Raw genomic sequence first — 17,679 nt, forward strand, 5'->3', positions numbered from 1 at the left:
CCGCGGCTGGCGAACCTTCAGGTGGCGCTGTGGATGGCAGCCCGGATGGAGGGCTGCAGCGTGCTGTCGGCGACGAACACCATCTCGTCGCCGGCCTCCAGCACGTGCTGATGACGGGGCAGCAACACCTCGCCGGCGCGCACGATCGTCACCAGCGCGGTGTCGTGCGGCAGCCGTAGGTCGGCCACGCGCTGGCCCACCAGGGGGTTGTCGGCGGGCAGGGTCAACTTGGCGACCTCGGCGCGGCCCTCCTTGAGACCCATCAGCCGCACCAGGTGCCCCACGTCGATGGCCCCTTCGATGCCGGCCACCAACGCCCCCGGCGTCGACACCGCCACGTCGATGCCCCACGACTGCCCGAACAGCCATTCGTTGCGCACGTCGTTGATGCGGGCCACCACCCGGCGGACGCCGAACTCGGACTTGGCCAGCAGGCCGATGACGATGTTGGCCTTGTCGTCGCCGGTCGCCGCGATCAGCACGTCGCACGTCTCGACGGCGGCCTCCTCGAGAGCCGACAGTTCGCAGGCGTCGGCCAGCAGCCAGTCGGCGTGCACCACGGTGTGCGGTTCGAACTTGCGGCGGTCACGCTCGACGAGCAGCACCTTGTGGCCGTTGTCCAGCAACTCCTGCGCCACCGACCGGCCGACGTTGCCCGCCCCGGCGATCGCGATCCGCATCGTGCGCTGCGCCACGGCACCATCCTCCCCGATGCGTGCGCTTGAAATACTGGCACCGCGATACTGGTGCCCCAACCCGCCGATCCCGACACCGACCCCACCGACGGAAAGCCGGAATGAGCCTGCACGAGCTGTACCTCGTCCTGTTGACGGGTGGGCTCGTGCTGTTGGCGAGCATCGTCGGAACCCGCATCGCCACCACGGTGGGCTTTCCCAGCCTGTTGTTCTTCCTGTTCGTCGGCGTCGCGATCGGCGAGGACGGGCTGGGCCTGCAGTTCGACGACGCGGAACTGGCGCGCAACGTGTGCACCGCGGCGCTGGCGATCATCCTCATCGAGGGCGGTCTGACCACGCGGTTCGCCGACATTCGCAAGGTGCTCGCCCCGGCGGGCGCGCTGGCGACCGTGGGCGTGGTGACCAGCACGTTGATCACCGCCGTCGGGGCGCACGTGCTGCTGCGCATGGACTGGCAGCTGGCGCTGCTGCTCGGCGCCATCGTGTCCTCGACGGACGCCGCCGCCGTGTTCTCGGTGCTGCGGGTGCTGCCACTGCCCCGGCGGCTGGCCGGACTGCTCGAGGCGGAGTCCGGCTTCAACGACGCGCCGGCCGTGATCCTGGTGCTGATGTTCAGCATCGTGCCCTTCGTGTTCGACGCCGAGGGTGCCGTCACCGGGATGCTGTTCGAACTCGTCGCCGGTTCGGCGCTCGGGCTCGCCGTGGGTTACCTCGGCGCTGCGGCGCTGCGGCGGATCGCGCTCCCGGCCTCGGGGCTCTACCCCATCGCGACGTTCGGCCTGGGCCTGGTGGCCTTCGCCGCCGCGGGGGCCCTGCACGCCAGCGGGTTCATCGCCGCCTACCTGGCCGCGGTCCTGCTGGCCAACTCCGGGCTGCCGCACCGCTCGGCCACCCGGTCGTTCGCCGAGGGGCTGGGCTGGCTGGCCCAGATCGCACTGTTCGTCCTGCTGGGTCTGCTGGTGGATCCCAGCGACCTGCCACGCGACATCGTGCCCGCCATCGTGATCGGTCTGGTGCTGCTACTGGTCGCACGACCGGTGTCGGTGGTGCTGTCGCTCTTCGGGTTTCGCGTCCGCTGGCGCGAGCAGGTGTTCCTGTCCTGGGCGGGGTTGCGCGGCGCGGTGCCGATCGTGCTGGCGACGTTCCCCATCGTGGCGGGGGTGCCGGGTGGCGACCGCCTGCTCAACATCGTCTTCGTCCTGGTGGTGGTCTTCATCCTCATCCAGGGGCCGACGCTGCGTCCCGTCGCGCACCTGCTGGGGCTGATCACGCCGGAGTCGACGCGCGAGATCCAGGTGGAGGCGGCGCCGTTGGACGTGCTGGACGCCGAACTGCTCACGATGCGGGTGCAGCCCGCGTCGCGACTGCACAACGTGACGATCGTCGAACTGCGGCTGCCCGATCCCGCGGTGATCACGCTCATCATCCGCGACGGCACCACGTTCGTGCCGCTGCCGGACACCCGGATCGAAGCGGGTGACGAACTGCTCATCGTGACGACGAGCAAGACCCGCGCCGCGGCGGAGGCCCGGCTGCGCGCGGTGAGCCGCCGCGGCAAGCTGGCGCACTGGTTCGACGAATACGGCGCCCCCGACTGACGGCGGCGGGAACGGCTAGGTCACGACAGCTAGGCCGCCGCGTGCCCGATCCTTCGGGACAGGATGGCGGCGACGTCGTCGGGCCGTTCCTCCACCACGTAGTGCTGACCGTCGCGCAGGATCTCGGCCCGCACGTCGCGCCACCCGAAGTCGGTGCGCAACTCCGACGCGGTGTCCACGAGGGCGGGACCGAACACGTGCTCGCCGCCGACCAGGGTGAGGGGCACGTCGATGGGTCCGCGATGGTCGACGTTGTGCCAAATGTTCTGCGGCATGGCGCGATACACCTCGAACGCGGCGTGCAGGTGCGCGTCGTCCCCGTAGGCGGCCGCGTAGTGCTCGACGTCGGACGGGCTGAAGACACCGTCGCCGCGGGTACCGACGTCGAAGAAGTGGCTGAAGTACTCGGCCTCGCGGCCGCGCACCAGCTTCTCCGGAAGGTCGGGCACCATGTGGAACTCGGCGTGCCACAGCTCCACGTCGACGTCGGGGTTGACGAAGCGCGACGTGCCGGGGATGAGCGTCTCGAGAATCGTTGCGCTCAGCGTCTCGTCGGCATACGACCGGGCGTAGGCGTAGGCGACCCAGCCGCCGATGTCGTGCCCCGCGACGTGCACCGGTCCCAGGCCCAGGCGCTCGACGAGGCCGTGCACGTCGGCCGCCAGGGTGGCGGCGTCGTACCCGTCGTCGGGGGCGTCGGACCCGCCGACGCCGCGCAGGTCCACCGCGACCGTCGTGTAGGTGGAGTCCAGGCGGGCCATGACGTCGCGCCACTCGTACCAGTCCTGCGGAAAGCCGTGCAGCAGCACCATGGTGGGACCGCTGCCGCTGCGGACGTAGTGCATCCGCACGCCGTCGACGTCGATGGTGTGGGACTCCATGAGCCAGTACTACCCGTTTTCGCGGGAATCTTGCCTCGTCAAACGCTAAGTTGACGATATCGTTGTAAACGCCGGAGGCCGACGGCCGCCGAGGTGGACGGCGCGGGCGCCAGCGCCCGCTCGAGCCGCTCCCGCACCGCCGCGGTGTCGACGTGCGTGCCGATGGCGACGAGGTTGTTCGCCTGCGCACCGGCCGCGGCGGAGCGCACGTGGATGGACGTGCCCACCAGGTTGACGACGTAGCGACGCACGCGGCCCGCCGCACGCACCGCGACGGTGCCCTTCATGCGGTACACCCCGGCGGGCGGTTCCTCCAGCAGGTCGATCACGGCCCCCGCCTCCACGCAGCCGTCGGCGAGCACCGTGACCGAGTCGGCGTGGACGTGGTCGGGATGGTCGGCGTGGGCCTCCACCAGCAGGTCGCGGAACGACAGCTGCCCCGTCTCGGTCGCGTCGCCGATGTCGTACAGCAACCGGGGGTCGACGCGGCCGTTGGTGACGCCCACCACGTGTGCGTCCGGATTGCGTTCTCGCACACGCGCTTCGATGCGTCGCAGCGCTTCATCGCGGTCGCCGGGGACCTGGTCCAGCTTGTTGACGACGACGAGTGACGCCGCGGCGTACCGGGCGGGCGGGGCGGCGGTCACCGTGTCGACGGTGTCGAAGTGGGTCAGGGCGTCGATCACGTCGACCACGCCACCGGGGCGCACCCGCTCCACGCCGCTGAAGCGGATCAGCCGCGCGATCGCCACCGGGTCCGCCAGCCCGCTGGCCTCCACGATGATGGCGTCCAACGCGAGCTTGGGATCGGCGAGTCTCTCGAGCGCCTCGTCCAGGCCGCCGTCGTCGGGCAGGCAGCAGATGCACCCGCCCGTGATCGACGCCGGCTCGTCGACCTGCCCCGTGACGAGGCCGGCATCGACGTTCAGTTCCCCGAAGTCGTTGATCACCACGCCGATGCGGGCGCCCGGCGTGCGCAAGACGTGGTTGAGCAGCGTGGTCTTGCCCGCGCCCAGATACCCGGTGAGGGCGATGACGGGGATGGGTTCCACGGCGTCGCAGTCTAGAGCCCGGACCCGACGGCCCGAATCCAGCGCCGCGGGAATGCGCGCGGCCGTGCGGCGGTTGGCCAAGATCAGAAGCCAATCCAGGCCACGCCAGTAGGGGAGACGGTCATGTCGGGACGTACCGAGTCAATGCGCACCGGCGGCCGTGTCGCCGCCGCCGTCTTCGCCCTGGTCGGAGGTGGCGTGCTGGGCGCCGCAGGCCTGGCGCAGGCCGCACCCGCGTCCGCCGACTCGTGCGCCGACGTGGAGGTGGTGTTCGCACGCGGCACGGCGGAGCCCGTCGGCGTCGGAAGGGTGGGTCAGGGTTTCGTCGACTCACTGCGAAACGACCTGCCGGGCAAGAAGATCGACGTCTATGCCGTGAACTACCCGGCGTCCTACGACTTCCTGAAGGCCACCGAGGGCGCCGCCGACGCGAGTGCGCGGGTGCAGTCCATCGCGGCGACGTGCCCCAACACCGCGATCGTGCTCGGCGGCTACTCGCAGGGCGCCGCGGTGGTCGATGCCATCACCTCGCCCCCGGGCTCGCTGTTCGGCTTCGCCGCTCCGATGCCCGACCCAATCGCCGATCACGTCGCCGCCGTCGCGGTGTTCGGCAACCCGTCCAACAAGATCGGTCAGCCGCTGCCGCAACTGAGCCCGCTCTACGGCGCCAAGGCCGTCGACCTGTGCAACGGCGCCGACCCGGTGTGCTCGCCGGGCGACGATCGCGCCGCGCACAGCCTCTACGTGCAGGCCGGCCTGACGGATCAGGCAGCGGCCTTCGCCGCCGACCGCGTCCGCGGGCACTCGGCCCCGGCGGCCGTGGCGCAACTCGCCTCCGGCGTGGCGCCCTGACCCGGCAGCGGTAACCCCGTCGCCCGCGGACCCGGCCCGGGCATACTGACCACGTGAAGGCCGTCAGCTGTACGCGTGGAGAACTCACGGTGGTGGACCTGCCCGACCCGCGCCCCGCGCGCGGGCAGCTGGTCCTCGACGTCCGGCGCTGCGGGATCTGCGGGTCCGACCTGCACGCCAAGGACCACGCCGACGAACTCACCGAGGTGATGGCCGCGGTGCACTACGACGACTTCATGCGGGGCGACACCCCCGTGGTGATGGGCCACGAGTTCTGCGGCGAGGTCGCCGACCGCGGTGCCGGCGTCCCCAAGGAGTTCGCGCCGGGCACCCTGGTGGTGTCCTTCCCGCTGCTTCGCGCCGACGGCGGCGTGCACCTCACCGGCCTCTCGCCGCGCGCCCCCGGCGCCTACGCCGAGCAGGTGCTCGCCGAGGCGTCGATGAGCTTCGTCGTTCCCAACGGGTTGTCCGCCGACGTCGCCGCGCTCACCGAACCCATGGCCGTCGCCCTGCACGCGGTGCGACGCAGCGGGGTGGGCAAGCGCGACGTCGCCATCGTGATCGGGTGCGGACCCGTGGGGCTGGCGGTGATCTGCCACCTCAAGGCCATGGGGGTCGACACCATCGTCGCCAGCGACTTCTCGCCGGGGCGACGGGACCTGGCGCGACGCTGCGGCGCACACGTCGTCGTCGACCCGGCGGTGGACTCGCCGTATGCGACGTTCGAGAAGCGGCGGGGCGTCATCACGTCGGCGCCCGCGCTCTACGAGTTGGGCATGTCGTCGATGGAGAAGCTGCGCCGCGTTCCCGGATGGCAGCACCTCTACCGCATCGCCGACAAGCTGGGGGCCGCGGGCCCCAAACGCCCGGCGATCTTCGAGTGCGTCGGTGTTCCCGGCATGCTCGACGGCATCGCCGCCGCGGCGCCGCTCGGGGCACTCGTCACGGTGGTCGGGGTGTGCATGGGCGAGGACCGGTTGCGTCCCGCCATGGCCATCAGCAAGGAACTCGACCTGCGGTTCGCGTTCGGGTACACACCGCTGGAGTTCCGCGACACCCTGCACCTGCTCGCCGACGGCAAGCTCGACGCGGCGCCCCTGGTCACGGGAACGGTCGGCCTCGACGGCGTCGCGGACGCGTTCACCGCGCTGGGCGATCCCGAGGCGCACGCCAAGATCCTGATCGATCCCCGCCGGGCGGGATAGTGGGCCGGCGCCTCGTCGCCGTGCCGGCGGTCGCGGTGCTCCTGCTGCTGGCCGGCTGCGCCGGCTCCGAGGACGCCGCACCCACGGCCGAGCCGACGTCGACCAGCACGCAGCCGGGGCCGCCCCGCGGCAACGGCGTCGACAAGTTCCCGCTGGGGCCCGGCCGCCACACCGTCGACGACGACGCCGGCTGGGTGTTCTTCCGCACGCCCGCCGGGCAGGGGTGCGGCATCGCCCCCATCGGCCGCGTCGTCGGCTGCGACTTCGTACCTGCCGGCGCGCCCCCGGGCACCGATCAGACGGTGATCGAGGACGACCGGCCCGCGGTGTACCGGCAGACGAGCCCGCGGTTCACCCGCGACGTCGAGGTGCTGCCGCCTGGCCACCGCCTCACCAACGGTGCCACTCGCTGCGCCGTGCTCGACGACGGCGCCGTGCAGTGCGAGATCAAGGGCGGCGCGCACGGTTTCATCGTCTCGGCGACCACCGGGGTGCTGTGGTGACCATCGCACGCGCCAGGCACGAGTCCCGGCGCGGTTAGGGTGGAGCGGTGGGACGCAACCGACTGCTGATCGCCGCCGCCGCCGTCGTCGTGGTCCTGGTGGCGGGCGGCGTGGCCTGGGTGACGCTCGGACATCGCTCGTCCGGTGGCGAGCAGCGGGCGCCGGACACCGCGGCCGCCGACCCCTCGTCGTCCATTCCCGGCGTCGTGCGCGAGGACTATCCCGCAGGCCACCACGTCAACGCCCAGCAGCGCGTTGCCTACGACCACCTACCGCCGTTCGGCGGTGCACACGACGCGGTGTGGGCGACCTGTACGGGCATCGTGTATCCGCGGGCCATCCGCAACGAGAACGCCGTGCACTCGCTGGAGCACGGCGCCGTGTGGATCACCTACGACCCGAATGCGCTGCAGCCCAACCAGATCGAGAGCCTCGCGATGCTCGTCGACGGGCAGCCCTACACCATGATGTCGCCGTACCCGGGGCTCGACAGCCCGCTGTCGGTGCAATCCTGGGGCCACCAGCTCACGCTCACCGACCCGTCCGACCCGCGGCTCGTCGAGTTCATCGAGAAGCTGCGACTCAACGAGAACACCTACCCCGAGCCCGGAGCCAGTTGCGCGTCACCGTATTTCGACGTCGACAACCCGCCGCCGTTCGATCCCAGCCCGCCGGGACCCGACGCGGTGCCGGTCAAGTGAATCGCGCCGCACGCGTCTGGGCCGCCGTCGGCGCGGCGGTGCTGCTGCTCGTGGGCGTCGGGCTCGGCGCGTTGCTCACACGCGGCGGCGACGCACCGACCGCGACGGCAGGCCCCGTCGACGTCGGCTTCTCCCAGGACATGTCCGTGCACCACGCGCAGGCCGTCGACATGGCGACCACCGAACTGACCGGCGGATCCGACGAGCGCATCAAGAACCTGGCGTTCGACATCCTCACCACCCAGCAGAACCAGATCGGGCGGATGCAGGGCTGGCTGACCGCCTGGGGCCGGCCGCTGCTACCCACGGGCGGCCACATGGCGTGGATGGGCCCAGATGCCCCAGGTGCCCACGAGGGGCACGGGATGGCTGGGATGGACGCCATGGCGAAGATGCCCGGGATGGCCACCTCCGCGGAACTGGCCCGGTTGCGGCAGGCGGAGCCGACGGCCAAGGACGTGCTCTTCCTGCAGTTGATGCTGCGCCATCATCAGGGTGGTGTCGGCATGCTGGAGGCCGCCGAACGCGATGCCGAGGCCGGGTACGTACGCGACCTGGCCGCGCAGATGCTCGCGACCCAGACGTCGGAAAGTGCCTTGATGACACGGTTGTTGGCGGATCGCAACGCTCCCGTGCTCCCGATGAACTGAGTGCCGCGCGTTCCCGCCATCTACTATGTGGGTACGTAGATCGTTCGACCCTGGAGACCCACCGTGACCACGCATCACCGGCAGCGCCTGCTCGGGATGTTCGCCATCCTCGTGATCGGCGTGCTCGTCGCGGTGTTGCAGAGCGGCTCGGCGCCGACCGACGACGCCGCGACCACCAAGCACGGCGTCGCGTTGCCGCCCCTGTTGCCGCCGGCGCTGCAGATCACGCCGCGTCCGGGTGCCACGAACGTCGCCCCGGTCGGCGAGGTCGCCGTCACCGCGACGGCCGGCACGCTCACCGACGTCCGCATGACCAACGAACAGGGTCGCGTGGTGGCCGGGCAACTCAGCGCCGACCGCACCGCGTGGAAGCCGGCCGAACCCCTCGGCTACGGACGCAGCTACACGCTGGCGGTCACCGGGCGCGGCACCAACTCCACCACGGTCACGCGCACCACCGACTTCACCACCGTCACCCCGCAGAACCAGGCGGACGTCTCGTTCAACACGACGCTGGGCACGTCGTTGGTCGAGGGCGGCACCTACGGCGTCGGCACCGTGATCGTGGCGCAGTTCGACCGCCCCGTCACCGATCGCGCAGCCGCGCAGAATCACCTGGTGGTCACCACCGATCCGCCGGTCGAGGGTGCGTGGACGTGGATCGACGATCGCAAGGCGCACTGGCGCCCGCGCGAGTACTACCCGGCGGGCACCGCGGTGACGATGCGGGCCAACGTCTACGGCACCGACCTGGGCTCCGGTGTCTACGGCGCGCAGGACCGCAGCACCAGCTTCCGGATCGGGCCCTCGCACGTCTCGATCGCCGACGACGTGACCAAGCAGGTCAGCGTGTACGTCGACGGTCGACTGGTGCGCACCATGCCCACCTCGATGGGGCGGGGCGGCACCGAGGTGCACGGCGGCAAGACGGTGTCGTACTGGACGCAGCCCGGGGTCTACACCGTGATGGAGAAGGCCAACCCCGTGATCATGGACTCGTCGACGTACGGGGTGCCGGTGGGCGCGGGCTCCGGGTACCGGCTCACCGTGCCGTACGCCACGCGCATCAGCCCCGACGGGATCTACCTGCACCAGCTCGAGGACACCCGCTGGGCCCAGGGCAACACCAACGTGTCCGCGGGATGCCTGAACCTCAACGCCGAGAACGCCAAGTGGTTCTTCGAGCTGTCCCAGCCCGGTGACGTCGTCGAGGTGCGCAACACCGGCGGCAAGCCGCTCGAGCAGTGGCAGAACGGCGATTGGAGCGTGCCGTGGGAGACGTGGCTGGCCGGCAGCGCGGTGTCCGGACGAGGGTGACGCGCCCCATGCAGCAGCGGGGCTTCGGCGACCTGGAGGCGGTGGTCATGGAGCGCGTGTGGGAGGCCGGGGACCAGGTGACGGTGCGCGACGTGTTCGGCGAGCTGTCGGCGATGCGCGAGATCGCCTACACCACGGTGATGTCCACGATGGACAACCTGTTCCACAAGGGGTGGCTGGACCGCGAGCGCGACGGCAAGGCCTACCGCTACTGGGCGACGATGACGCGCGAGGAACGCTCCGCGAACCTGATGCGGGACGCGTTCCAGGCCGGTGGCGACGCCGATCTGGTGTTGACGTTCTTCCTCGACCAGATGAGCCCGGAGGAGTCGGCGCGGCTGCGGGCCGCGCTGCGCAAGACGGAGCGCCGGCGGTCGGGTCCGTGATGACCGCGACCTGCCTACTGGCGTACGCGGCAGTGCTGACGTTCGCGGTGCCCACGGTGCTGACGCGGGTGACGGGCCGCGGCATCAGCCCGCGGTTGTCGGTCGGGGTGTGGCTGAGCGCGATCGGGCTGGCCGTCGCGGCGTGGCTGGGTGCCGGCGCCGGCATGGCCGCCGAACTGTTCGAGGCGCACGGTTCGGCCGCGGCGGCACGGCTGTGCGTGGACCTGCTGCTGGCCGTGCACCACCTCGGCTGGGGTGGTGACGTGATCCTGGCCGTGCTGGTGGCCACCGGGGTGGCGGCGTCGGCGGTCGTGGCGCGCCGGCTGCAGCGCACGCTGCGTGAGTTCTGGTTGCGCAGCAACGAACATGCCAGCGCTGCAAGGATATTGGGAAGCCCGAACCGCCATCCCGGAGTCGTGGTGATGCCCGCCGCGCGTGCCGCGGCGTACTGCGTCGCGGGTCAGCCGGACGCCATCGTGGTGACGACGGCCGCGGTCGACGCGCTGCCTCCCGCACAACTCGACGCCGTCGTCGCGCACGAACGGGCCCACCTCGCGCAGCGGCACCCGCAGCTGCTGATGGTGCTGCGTGCGTTGGCCGCAGCGCTGCCACGGTTGCCGCTGTTCCGTGCCGCCCCGGCCGCCGTGGAACCCCTGCTGGAGCTGTGGGCCGACGACGTCGCCGTGCGCAGGTGTGGCCGGGAGGTCCTGCTGGACGGGCTGGTGGCGCTGGCGGGTCAGCCGAGGGCCCCCGGAGGTGCCCTGGGGGTCGGGGACGTCGCCGTGGCGCGGCGCGCGGCGCGGCTCGCCCGGCCGGACGGGGCCGCGGCACTCCTCCGGCAACGGGTCTCGCTGACCGCCACGCTGGTGCTGTTCGTGTGCCTGCCGGGTGTGCTTGCGTGGCTGTGCTATTGGTGAGGGCCGCCGACACTCCGCACGATGACGGTTCCCTGGCGTGTCGTGTCAGCAACCGTAGTCTCGAGAGCAACGAGGGGAGTCGCGAGTGCGCAACGGTCTGAGGCTCGCGGCAGTGGCGTCGAGCGCAGTAGTGATGTCGTGCGCGGTGGTGCTGACCGGCTGCGCGGGCGGCCAGAAGCCGAACGCCGAGCAGAGCAGCGGCGCCACCGCGACCACCAGTGACACCACCACGACCACCACGCCGCCGCCGGCGATCGTGAGCCCCAGTGCACTGGACCCCGGTCGGTTCCCCACGCAGCCGCGGCCGCCGCTGGGCACCGCGGGGTCCCCCGAACGAGGTGCCGTCGTCGACGCCCAGCACCTCGCCGACTACGTGGTGGGTCCGTGGGAGGTCGACGAGGCCATCACCAGCCCCTACCTGTCCACCACGTTCCTACTCGGCAACGCCGGAGGACTCGAGCAATTGGGGCCCACCCAGCTGTCGGAGGCCGCCGGGCGCCACCGCATGGTGAACGGCTTCGCCTCGGCGCGCCAGGCGGAGGGCAAGTCCGTCCTCGTCAACGCCGTGCTGCGCTTCCCGGACCCCGAGGCCGCCAAGGCCGCCGCCGCGGACATGAACATCGCCGCCACGCAGGTGCGCATCCAAGGGGAGACGCCACTGCCCACCGACATCCCCGCGCACGCCGACACCCTCGCCACGACCTACCCGTTCACGCCGTCCGGCGCCCCGGTGCCCTGGGCCGCCGTGCGGGCCTTCACGCCGCACGGGCCGTACGTCACCATGCAGGTGGCGCAGTCGGCCGAGGGAGTCGACGGAGCGAAGGGGCTGGCCGCCAAGGCCATCGACGCGCAACTGCCCCGCATCGACGGGTTCGCCCCGGCACCCGCGGACGCGCTGGCCGGGGTCCCCGTGGATCCGACGGGTCTGCTCGCCCGCACCCTCCCGGGAGGCGAGGACACCGCGGCGACGAAGAACGCCGTCTACGGCCGCGCCGGTGCCCTGCACTTCCAGAGCAACCCGTCCGGGTCGTCGGACCTGTTCAAGGACAACGGGGTCGATGCCGTCGCGATGGCCGCCACCAACGTCTACCAGGCCCGTGACGAGGCGGCGGCCGCGCGGGTTGCCGACGCCTTCGGGGTGGAGGTCGACACGCAGGGCGTCACGCCCGCCGACCCGGTGCCGGGGTTGCCCGCCAGCCGCTGCCTCACCTTCCCGAGCGGCTTCTACTGCGTGGCCCCCGCCGCGCGGTACGCCATCGAGGTGCAGGGTGCCGATCTGCCCACGGTGCACCAGCAGGTCGCGGCGCAGTACGTCACGCTCACGGCGCGCTGACCCGCACCCTCACGTGCCGCAGAACGTCCGGTAGTTCACGAAGTCGTCCGGGGCGGGCTCGGCGTAGCGGCCCAGCCCGGGCCGCTCGTCGAACGGCGCAGTCGTCACCTCCACCAACCGCTGCACGGGGCCGACGTCGCCCGCCGTGGCCGCCGCCAACGCCTCTTCGACGAGGTGGTTGCGTGGGACGTAGATGGGGTTGACGCGCTGCATCGCCGCGGCGTCGGGACCCAACGCACGCCACCGCGTCAACCAGGCGTCGAACCCGGCGAGGTCGGCGAACAGCCCCCGCACCGGTTCGGCAGCACCGTTCGCGGCGGCGCCGAGGAACCGGAAGAACGACGTGAAGTCGACGCGGTTGGCGGCCATCAGCTCGAGGACGTCGGTGACCACCGCATCGGCCCCGGCGGCCCCGGTGATGCCGAGCTTGGCCCGCAGGCGGGTGTTCCACGCCTCGTCGTAGCGCGGCGCGAAGCCCTGCAGCGATGCGGTGGCCAACTCGATCGCGGTGTCCGGGTCGTCGTCGATGAGGGGCAGTAGCGTCTCGGCGAACCGCGCCAGGTTCCACGCCGCGATCGCGGGCTGGTTGCCGTAGGCGTACCGCCCGGCGTGGTCGATCGAGCTGAAGACGGTCGCGAGGTCGAATGCCTCCATGAATGCGCACGGCCCGTAGTCGATGCTCTCGCCGGAGATCGTCATGTTGTCGGTGTTCATCACGCCATGGATGAACCCGACGGACATCCACCGGGCGACCAGCTCGGCCTGGACGGCGGCGACGGACTCGAACAGGGCCAGGTAGGGGCGGGGCGCGTCGGCGACCGCCGGGTGATGCCGGGCGATCGCGTGATCGGCGAGTCGCCGCAACAGGCCGGCGTCCCGGGTCAGCGCCGCGTACACGAAGCTGCCGACGCGCAGGTGGCTGCCGGCCACCCGCGTCAGCACGGCGCCGGGCAGCGGGGTCTCCCGGTAGACGTCCCGGCCGGTGGCGCAGACCGCGAGCGCACGCGTGGTCGGGACGCCGAGCGCGTGCATGGCCTCGCCGATCACGTATTCGCGCAGCATCGGACCCACCGCCGCCAGCCCGTCACCGCCGCGGGCGAACGGCGTGGCGCCCGAACCCTTGAGGTGCAGGTCGCGCAGCCCGTCGGGGGTCCGAACCTCGCCGAGCAGCAGGGCCCGGCCGTCGCCGAGCCGTGGCACCAGCCCGCCGAACTGGTGTCCGGCGTAGGCCTGCGCGACGGGACGGGCCCCGTCGGGAACGGCGTTGCCCACCAGGAAGCGCACGCCGTCGGGCGTCCGCAACCACGATGCGTCCAGGCCGAGCTCGGCGGCCAGTGCGTCGTTGAGCAGCAGCAGTCGCGGTGCCGGCGCCTCGAACGCCTGCCACTCGACGGCCATCTCCGGCAGCTCACGCGCGAAGAGGTGGTCCAGGACCAGGGTGTCGGCGGGAGTGCTCACCCCTTCGAGCGTACTCAGGCGACGACGTGCGGGGCCGACGAGCGGAGGGTCCACCATCGGGTGGGCCTTCGTTGGACGGTGTTGTCGACTGCAAGCATTATCGCCCAACGTGATTCGCCATCCCGCCGGCCGTCGGCGCTGGCGTGAAGACCCGTTTGGCAGCCCGCCGAGCGGGTAGCCGACGGTCCATCGCACGGGCACGGCCGGTGGCCGATCGAGGAAGGGAGCACGACGGTGGCAGAACCGGACGAAGCCACGAGTGGCCTGGTGGTGACGAGAGAGACCACGGCGCCACGGTCGCGGGTGTGGGAGGTGATGGCCGACGGTTGGACCTACTCGCAGTGGGTCGTCGGCAACAGCAGGATGCGCGCCGTGGATCCGCACTGGCCCCAACCGGGAAGCACCATCCGGCATTCCGTCGGGGTGTGGCCGTTGCTGCTGGACGACAGCACCGTGGTGGACGAGTGCGTGCCGCTGGAGCGGCTGGTCCTGATCGCCAACGGCCGACCCCTCGGGAAGGCCCGGATCACGTTGCGACTCTTCGACACCGACACCGGGTGCCGCATCGAGATGGCGGAGGTGCCGGTGAGCCCGCCGATGAGCTGGCTGCCCGACCGCGTGGCCCTGGCCGCGGCGCTGCCGCGCAACCGCGAATGCACCTGGCGGCTGGCCGCGCTCGCCGAACGCAGGTCACCGGAGGACTGATCGCGGCCCGCCCGGACACGACGGCGCCCGCGGACCGAGGGGTCCACGGGCGCCGCGTGTTCGACGGCGGTTACTTCTTCAGATCGAACCGGTCCGCCTCGGTCACCTTGACCCAGGCTGCGACGAAGTCGTCGACGAACTTGCGCTGGTTGTCGTCCTCGGCGTACACCTCGGCGACGGCGCGCAGCACCGAGTTCGACCCGAACACGAGGTCGTTGGCCGTTGCGGTCCAACGCTTCTGGCCGGTGGCGCGGTCGACGCCCTCGTAGACGTTCTCGCCCGTCTCCGCCGACTTCCACTGCGTGCTCATGTCGAGCAGGTTGACGAAGAAGTCGTTGGACAGCACACCCGGCCGCTCGGTGAACACGCCGTGCTTGCTCCCGCCATGGTTGGCGCCGAGTGCGCGCAGGCCACCCACCAGCACCGTCAGTTCCGGCGCGGTGAGGTCGAGCAGGTAGGCCTTCTCGACCAGCAGCTGCTCCAGCGGCGACTTCTCGCCGGCACGGACGTAGTTGCGGAAGCCGTCGGCCTGCGGTTCGAGCACCGCGAACGACTCGACGTCGGTGTTCTCCTGCGTGGCGTCGGTGCGGCCCGGGTGGAACGGCACGGTGACGTCGAAGCCGCCGTCCTTGGCCGCCTTCTCGATGGCGGCGTTGCCCGCGATGATGATCAGGTCGGCCAGCGAGACGTTCGTGCCGGACTCCTGCTGGATCTTCTCCAGGACGGGCAGCACCTTCGCCAGCTCCGCGGGCTCGTTGGCCTCCCAGTTCTTCTGCGGCTCCAGGCGCAACCGGGCACCGTTGGCGCCGCCACGCTTGTCCGTGCCGCGGAAGCTCGACGCCGAGGCCCAGGCGGTCTTGACGAGCTGCTGCACCGAGAGACCGGACTCGAGGACCTTGGCCTTCAGCGCCGCCACGTCGGCGTCGGAGATCAGCTCACCCTCGACCGGCGGGACCGGGTCCTGCCACAGCTGCGGCTCGGCCACCCAGGGGCCGAGGTAGCGGCTGACCGGACCCATGTCGCGGTGCAGCAGCTTGTACCAGGCCCGGGCGAACGCGTCGTTCATCTCCTCGGGGTGATCCAGCCAGCGCCGTGTGATCTCGCCGTAGATCGGGTCGACCCGCATCGAGACGTCGGTGACCAGCATCGTGGGCTTGCGCGGCGGGCCGCCGAACGGATCGGGGATGGTGGCCTCGGCGTCCTTGGCCTCGAATTGCCAAGCGCCGGCGGGGCTCTTGGTCAGCTCCCACTCGTTGCCGTACAGGATCTCCAGGTAGCCGTTGCTCCACTGCGTGGGCGTCGCGGTCCAGACGACCTCCAGGCCGCTGGTCACCGTGTCGTTGGCGTTGCCGGAACCGAACGGGCACTTCCAGCCCAGACCCTGCTGCTCGATGGGCGCACCCTCGGGCTCGGGGCCCACGTTGACGTCGGCGGCGCCGTGGGTCTTGCCGAGCGTGTGGCCACCGACGATGAGCGCGGCGGTCTCCTCGTCGTTCATCGCCATCCGGCCGAACGTCTCGCGGATGTCGTGCGCGGCGGCCAGCGGATCCGGCTTGCCCTCCGGCCCTTCGGGATTGACGTAGATCAAGCCCATGGTCGTGGCGCCGTAGGGCTCGCCGAGTTCGCGGTCGCCGTCATTGGTGCCGTTGTAGCGCTTGTCGGTGCCCAGCCAGGTGTCCTCCTGGCCGTAGAGCACCTCCTCGGGCTCCCAGATGTCCTCGCGGCCGAAGCCGAACCCGAAGGTCTTGAAGCCGGCCGACTCCAGGGCGACGTTGCCGGCGAACACCAGCAGGTCGGCCCACGAGATCTTGCTGCCGTACTTCTTCTTCAGCGGCCACAGCAGGCGACGGGCCTTGTCCAGGTTGGCGTTGTCGGGCCAGCTGTTCAGCGGGGCGAAGCGCTGCGCGCCCTGGCCGCCGCCACCGCGGCCGTCGTAGATGCGGTAGGTGCCCGCGGCGTGCCAGCTCATCCGGATGAACAGGCCGGCGTAGCTGCCGTAGTCGGCGGGCCACCAGTCCTGCGACGTGGTGATGAGTTCGAGCAGGTCGCTGCGCAGGGCCTCGACGTCGAGCTTGGCGAACGCCTTGGGGTAGTCGAAGTCCTCGCCGAGCGGGTTGCCCTTGGCGGGCTGCTTGTGCAGCACGGAGACGTCGACCTGCTCCGGCCACCAGTCGCGGTTGGTCAGCGGCGCATGCCCCTTGGGGTGCGGCGCGTCGATGATCGGGTTCTCCGACTCACTGTTGCTGGCGGTCGTGGAATCGGAGTGGGGAGGACGGGCATCGGACGTATCGGATGACACGAGATTCCTTTCATCAATTGGGTGATGGGGCTGCTGCGATCACGGGATGTGATCAGGAACTTCGAGCGGTGGTGGCGTCGGCGATGCAGTCGGGGCACAGGCCCCAGTAGATGACTTCGGCCTCGTCGATCACGAAGCCGCGGTCGTCGGAGGCGCTCAGGCAGGGGGCGTCGCCGACGGCGCAGTCGACGTCGGCGATGGTGCCGCAGGTCCGGCACACCACGTGGTGGTGGTTGTCGCCGACACGGGTCTCGTAGCGCGCCAGGGAGCCGTTGGGCTGGATGCGGCGGACGAGGCCGGCGGCGGTGAGGGCGTTGAGCGCGTCGTAGACGGTCTGGTGGGAGACGTCGGCGGCGTACTGCCGGGAGGCGCGGATGATGGCGTCGGTCTCGGCGTGCGCGTTCTCGCTGACGGCCTGGAGGACGGCCAGCCGAGGACGGGTGATGCGCAGGTTCGCCTCCTGCAGCATCCGTCGGAAGTCCATCGCGTCTGACATCCCCATGAGTGTGACCCCTGGACTTGAATAATTCAAGGAAACGTCGGAAAACGTTTGGGCAAACCATCCCAACTGCCCTATGCAAGGACCGGCGGCGACCGCGACGGACCCAGGATCGCGGTCGGGCTGCCGAATCCACCGCGGTGCACCAGAATGGCCCGGACGCAGGTCCTCATCGACGAGACGGAGGGCGCCGATGCCGAACGGGGCCGCCCTGGGGCGCCGCGCGTGTGCCGTGCTGGCCGCGAGTTCGGCCGTGCTGCACGCCTTTTCGCTCGGACACGCGGAGAGCACGTGGATGCTCGCGGTGTCGGTCGCCATGATCGGGGCCTGTCTGTCCTGTGCCAGGGACCTGTGGCGCCGCGGCACCACCCGCGCCTGGGTGCTCGTCGCGTGCATGAACGTCGCGATGGTGGCGCTGCACCTGCCCATGGCTGCCGGACGGCACGCCGCCGGACTGCACCATGGCCCCACCGGCATGCCGACGGCCGTCCCCGTGGCCTTCCCCATGGCTCTGGCCACGGTCCTCGCCGTCGTCGAGGTGGTCGCGGCCACGGCGGTGCTCTGGCAGCGCAGCCGCGTCACGGCGCACCAGATGCTGGCTGGCGGGACCTAGCCGTCCTCGGTGTCC

18 protein-coding genes are annotated in these 17,679 nt (G+C 71.1%); 12 read left to right on the forward strand and 6 right to left on the reverse strand.

The window, feature by feature from the left end; all coding sequences use genetic code 11:
• Window positions 1-17 precede the first annotated feature (17 nt).
• Window positions 18-680 carry a potassium channel family protein gene (locus tag AC30CM_RS05475; protein WP_490115876.1) on the reverse strand — a complete coding sequence of 221 codons (663 nt, stop codon included), beginning with the start codon at window positions 678-680 and terminating at the stop codon, window positions 18-20.
• A gap of 116 nt (window positions 681-796) precedes the next feature.
• Between AC30CM_RS05475 and AC30CM_RS05480 the strand changes: the two genes are divergently transcribed.
• Window positions 797-2,293 (forward strand): potassium/proton antiporter, encoded by a 1,497-nt coding sequence (locus AC30CM_RS05480; RefSeq protein WP_490115814.1) that lies wholly within the window; start codon window positions 797-799, stop codon window positions 2,291-2,293.
• A gap of 29 nt (window positions 2,294-2,322) precedes the next feature.
• Here the strand turns inward: AC30CM_RS05480 and AC30CM_RS05485 are convergent, their stop codons facing one another.
• On the reverse strand, window positions 2,323-3,174 hold the full coding sequence (locus AC30CM_RS05485) for an alpha/beta fold hydrolase (protein ID WP_490115815.1): 852 nt from the start codon (window positions 3,172-3,174) through the stop codon (window positions 2,323-2,325).
• Window positions 3,175-3,212: 38 nt separating this feature from the next.
• Complete coding sequence (locus tag AC30CM_RS05490; RefSeq protein ID WP_490115816.1) at window positions 3,213-4,226, reverse strand: CobW family GTP-binding protein; 1,014 nt, start codon at window positions 4,224-4,226, stop codon at window positions 3,213-3,215.
• Between the two features lie 123 nt (window positions 4,227-4,349).
• On the opposite strand from AC30CM_RS05490, the gene AC30CM_RS05495 reads away from it, so the two are divergent.
• The 9 genes from AC30CM_RS05495 to AC30CM_RS05535 all read left to right on the forward strand — a co-directional run bounded on the left by AC30CM_RS05495 (window position 4,350) and on the right by AC30CM_RS05535 (window position 12,090).
• Complete coding sequence (locus AC30CM_RS05495) at window positions 4,350-5,078, forward strand: cutinase family protein (protein WP_490115817.1); 729 nt, start codon at window positions 4,350-4,352, stop codon at window positions 5,076-5,078.
• A 53-nt stretch (window positions 5,079-5,131) separates the two neighbouring features.
• The gene (locus AC30CM_RS05500; RefSeq protein WP_490115818.1) at window positions 5,132-6,283 is read left to right on the forward strand and encodes a zinc-binding dehydrogenase; all 1,152 of its coding nucleotides are present in this window, start codon (window positions 5,132-5,134) and stop codon (window positions 6,281-6,283) included.
• A complete protein-coding gene (locus AC30CM_RS05505) occupies window positions 6,283-6,786 on the forward strand; it encodes a hypothetical protein (RefSeq protein ID WP_490115819.1) in 504 nt (167 codons plus the stop codon). Before AC30CM_RS05500 ends, AC30CM_RS05505 begins: the two co-directional genes overlap by 1 nt.
• A 47-nt stretch (window positions 6,787-6,833) precedes the next feature.
• Window positions 6,834-7,487, forward strand: coding sequence for a thioredoxin-like domain-containing protein (locus AC30CM_RS05510; RefSeq protein ID WP_490115820.1), 654 nt, complete (start codon window positions 6,834-6,836; stop codon window positions 7,485-7,487).
• On the forward strand, window positions 7,484-8,137 hold the full coding sequence (locus AC30CM_RS05515) for a DUF305 domain-containing protein (protein ID WP_490115821.1): 654 nt from the start codon (window positions 7,484-7,486) through the stop codon (window positions 8,135-8,137). The genes AC30CM_RS05510 and AC30CM_RS05515 overlap by 4 nt, the downstream gene beginning before the upstream one ends.
• 96 nt (window positions 8,138-8,233) lie before the next feature.
• Window positions 8,234-9,454 (forward strand): L,D-transpeptidase, encoded by a 1,221-nt coding sequence (locus tag AC30CM_RS05520; protein ID WP_490115877.1) that lies wholly within the window; start codon window positions 8,234-8,236, stop codon window positions 9,452-9,454.
• 8 nt (window positions 9,455-9,462) lie between these two features.
• Window positions 9,463-9,840 carry a BlaI/MecI/CopY family transcriptional regulator gene (locus AC30CM_RS05525; RefSeq protein ID WP_490115878.1) on the forward strand — a complete coding sequence of 126 codons (378 nt, stop codon included), beginning with the start codon at window positions 9,463-9,465 and terminating at the stop codon, window positions 9,838-9,840.
• Window positions 9,840-10,757, forward strand: a complete 918-nt coding sequence (locus tag AC30CM_RS05530; RefSeq protein ID WP_490115822.1) for a M56 family metallopeptidase — start codon at window positions 9,840-9,842, stop codon at window positions 10,755-10,757. Before AC30CM_RS05525 ends, AC30CM_RS05530 begins: the two co-directional genes overlap by 1 nt.
• Before the next feature lie 85 nt (window positions 10,758-10,842).
• Complete coding sequence (locus tag AC30CM_RS05535) at window positions 10,843-12,090, forward strand: DUF7373 family lipoprotein (RefSeq protein ID WP_490115823.1); 1,248 nt, start codon at window positions 10,843-10,845, stop codon at window positions 12,088-12,090.
• Window positions 12,091-12,099: 9 nt separating this feature from the next.
• Here the strand turns inward: AC30CM_RS05535 and AC30CM_RS05540 are convergent, their stop codons facing one another.
• On the reverse strand, window positions 12,100-13,488 hold the full coding sequence (locus AC30CM_RS05540) for a protein adenylyltransferase SelO (RefSeq protein ID WP_490115879.1): 1,389 nt from the start codon (window positions 13,486-13,488) through the stop codon (window positions 12,100-12,102).
• A gap of 294 nt (window positions 13,489-13,782) precedes the next feature.
• Here AC30CM_RS05540 and AC30CM_RS05545 point away from each other — a divergent pair, with 294 nt between their 5' ends.
• A complete protein-coding gene (locus AC30CM_RS05545; protein WP_490115824.1) occupies window positions 13,783-14,253 on the forward strand; it encodes an SRPBCC family protein in 471 nt (156 codons plus the stop codon).
• 70 nt (window positions 14,254-14,323) lie between these two features.
• Here AC30CM_RS05545 and katG read toward each other — a convergent pair whose 3' ends face one another.
• Both katG and AC30CM_RS05555 read right to left on the reverse strand, forming a co-directional pair.
• A complete protein-coding gene (gene katG / locus AC30CM_RS05550) occupies window positions 14,324-16,552 on the reverse strand; it encodes a catalase/peroxidase HPI (RefSeq protein WP_490115825.1) in 2,229 nt (742 codons plus the stop codon).
• Between the two features lie 52 nt (window positions 16,553-16,604).
• A complete protein-coding gene (locus tag AC30CM_RS05555; protein ID WP_490115826.1) occupies window positions 16,605-17,048 on the reverse strand; it encodes a Fur family transcriptional regulator in 444 nt (147 codons plus the stop codon).
• A gap of 196 nt (window positions 17,049-17,244) precedes the next feature.
• On the opposite strand from AC30CM_RS05555, the gene AC30CM_RS05560 reads away from it, so the two are divergent.
• On the forward strand, window positions 17,245-17,664 hold the full coding sequence (locus AC30CM_RS05560; RefSeq protein ID WP_490115827.1) for a hypothetical protein: 420 nt from the start codon (window positions 17,245-17,247) through the stop codon (window positions 17,662-17,664).
• The last annotated feature ends 15 nt before the right edge of the window (window positions 17,665-17,679 follow it).

It is taken from the genome of Mycobacterium sp. DHQP2018-32-09 (genome assembly GCF_058148405.1).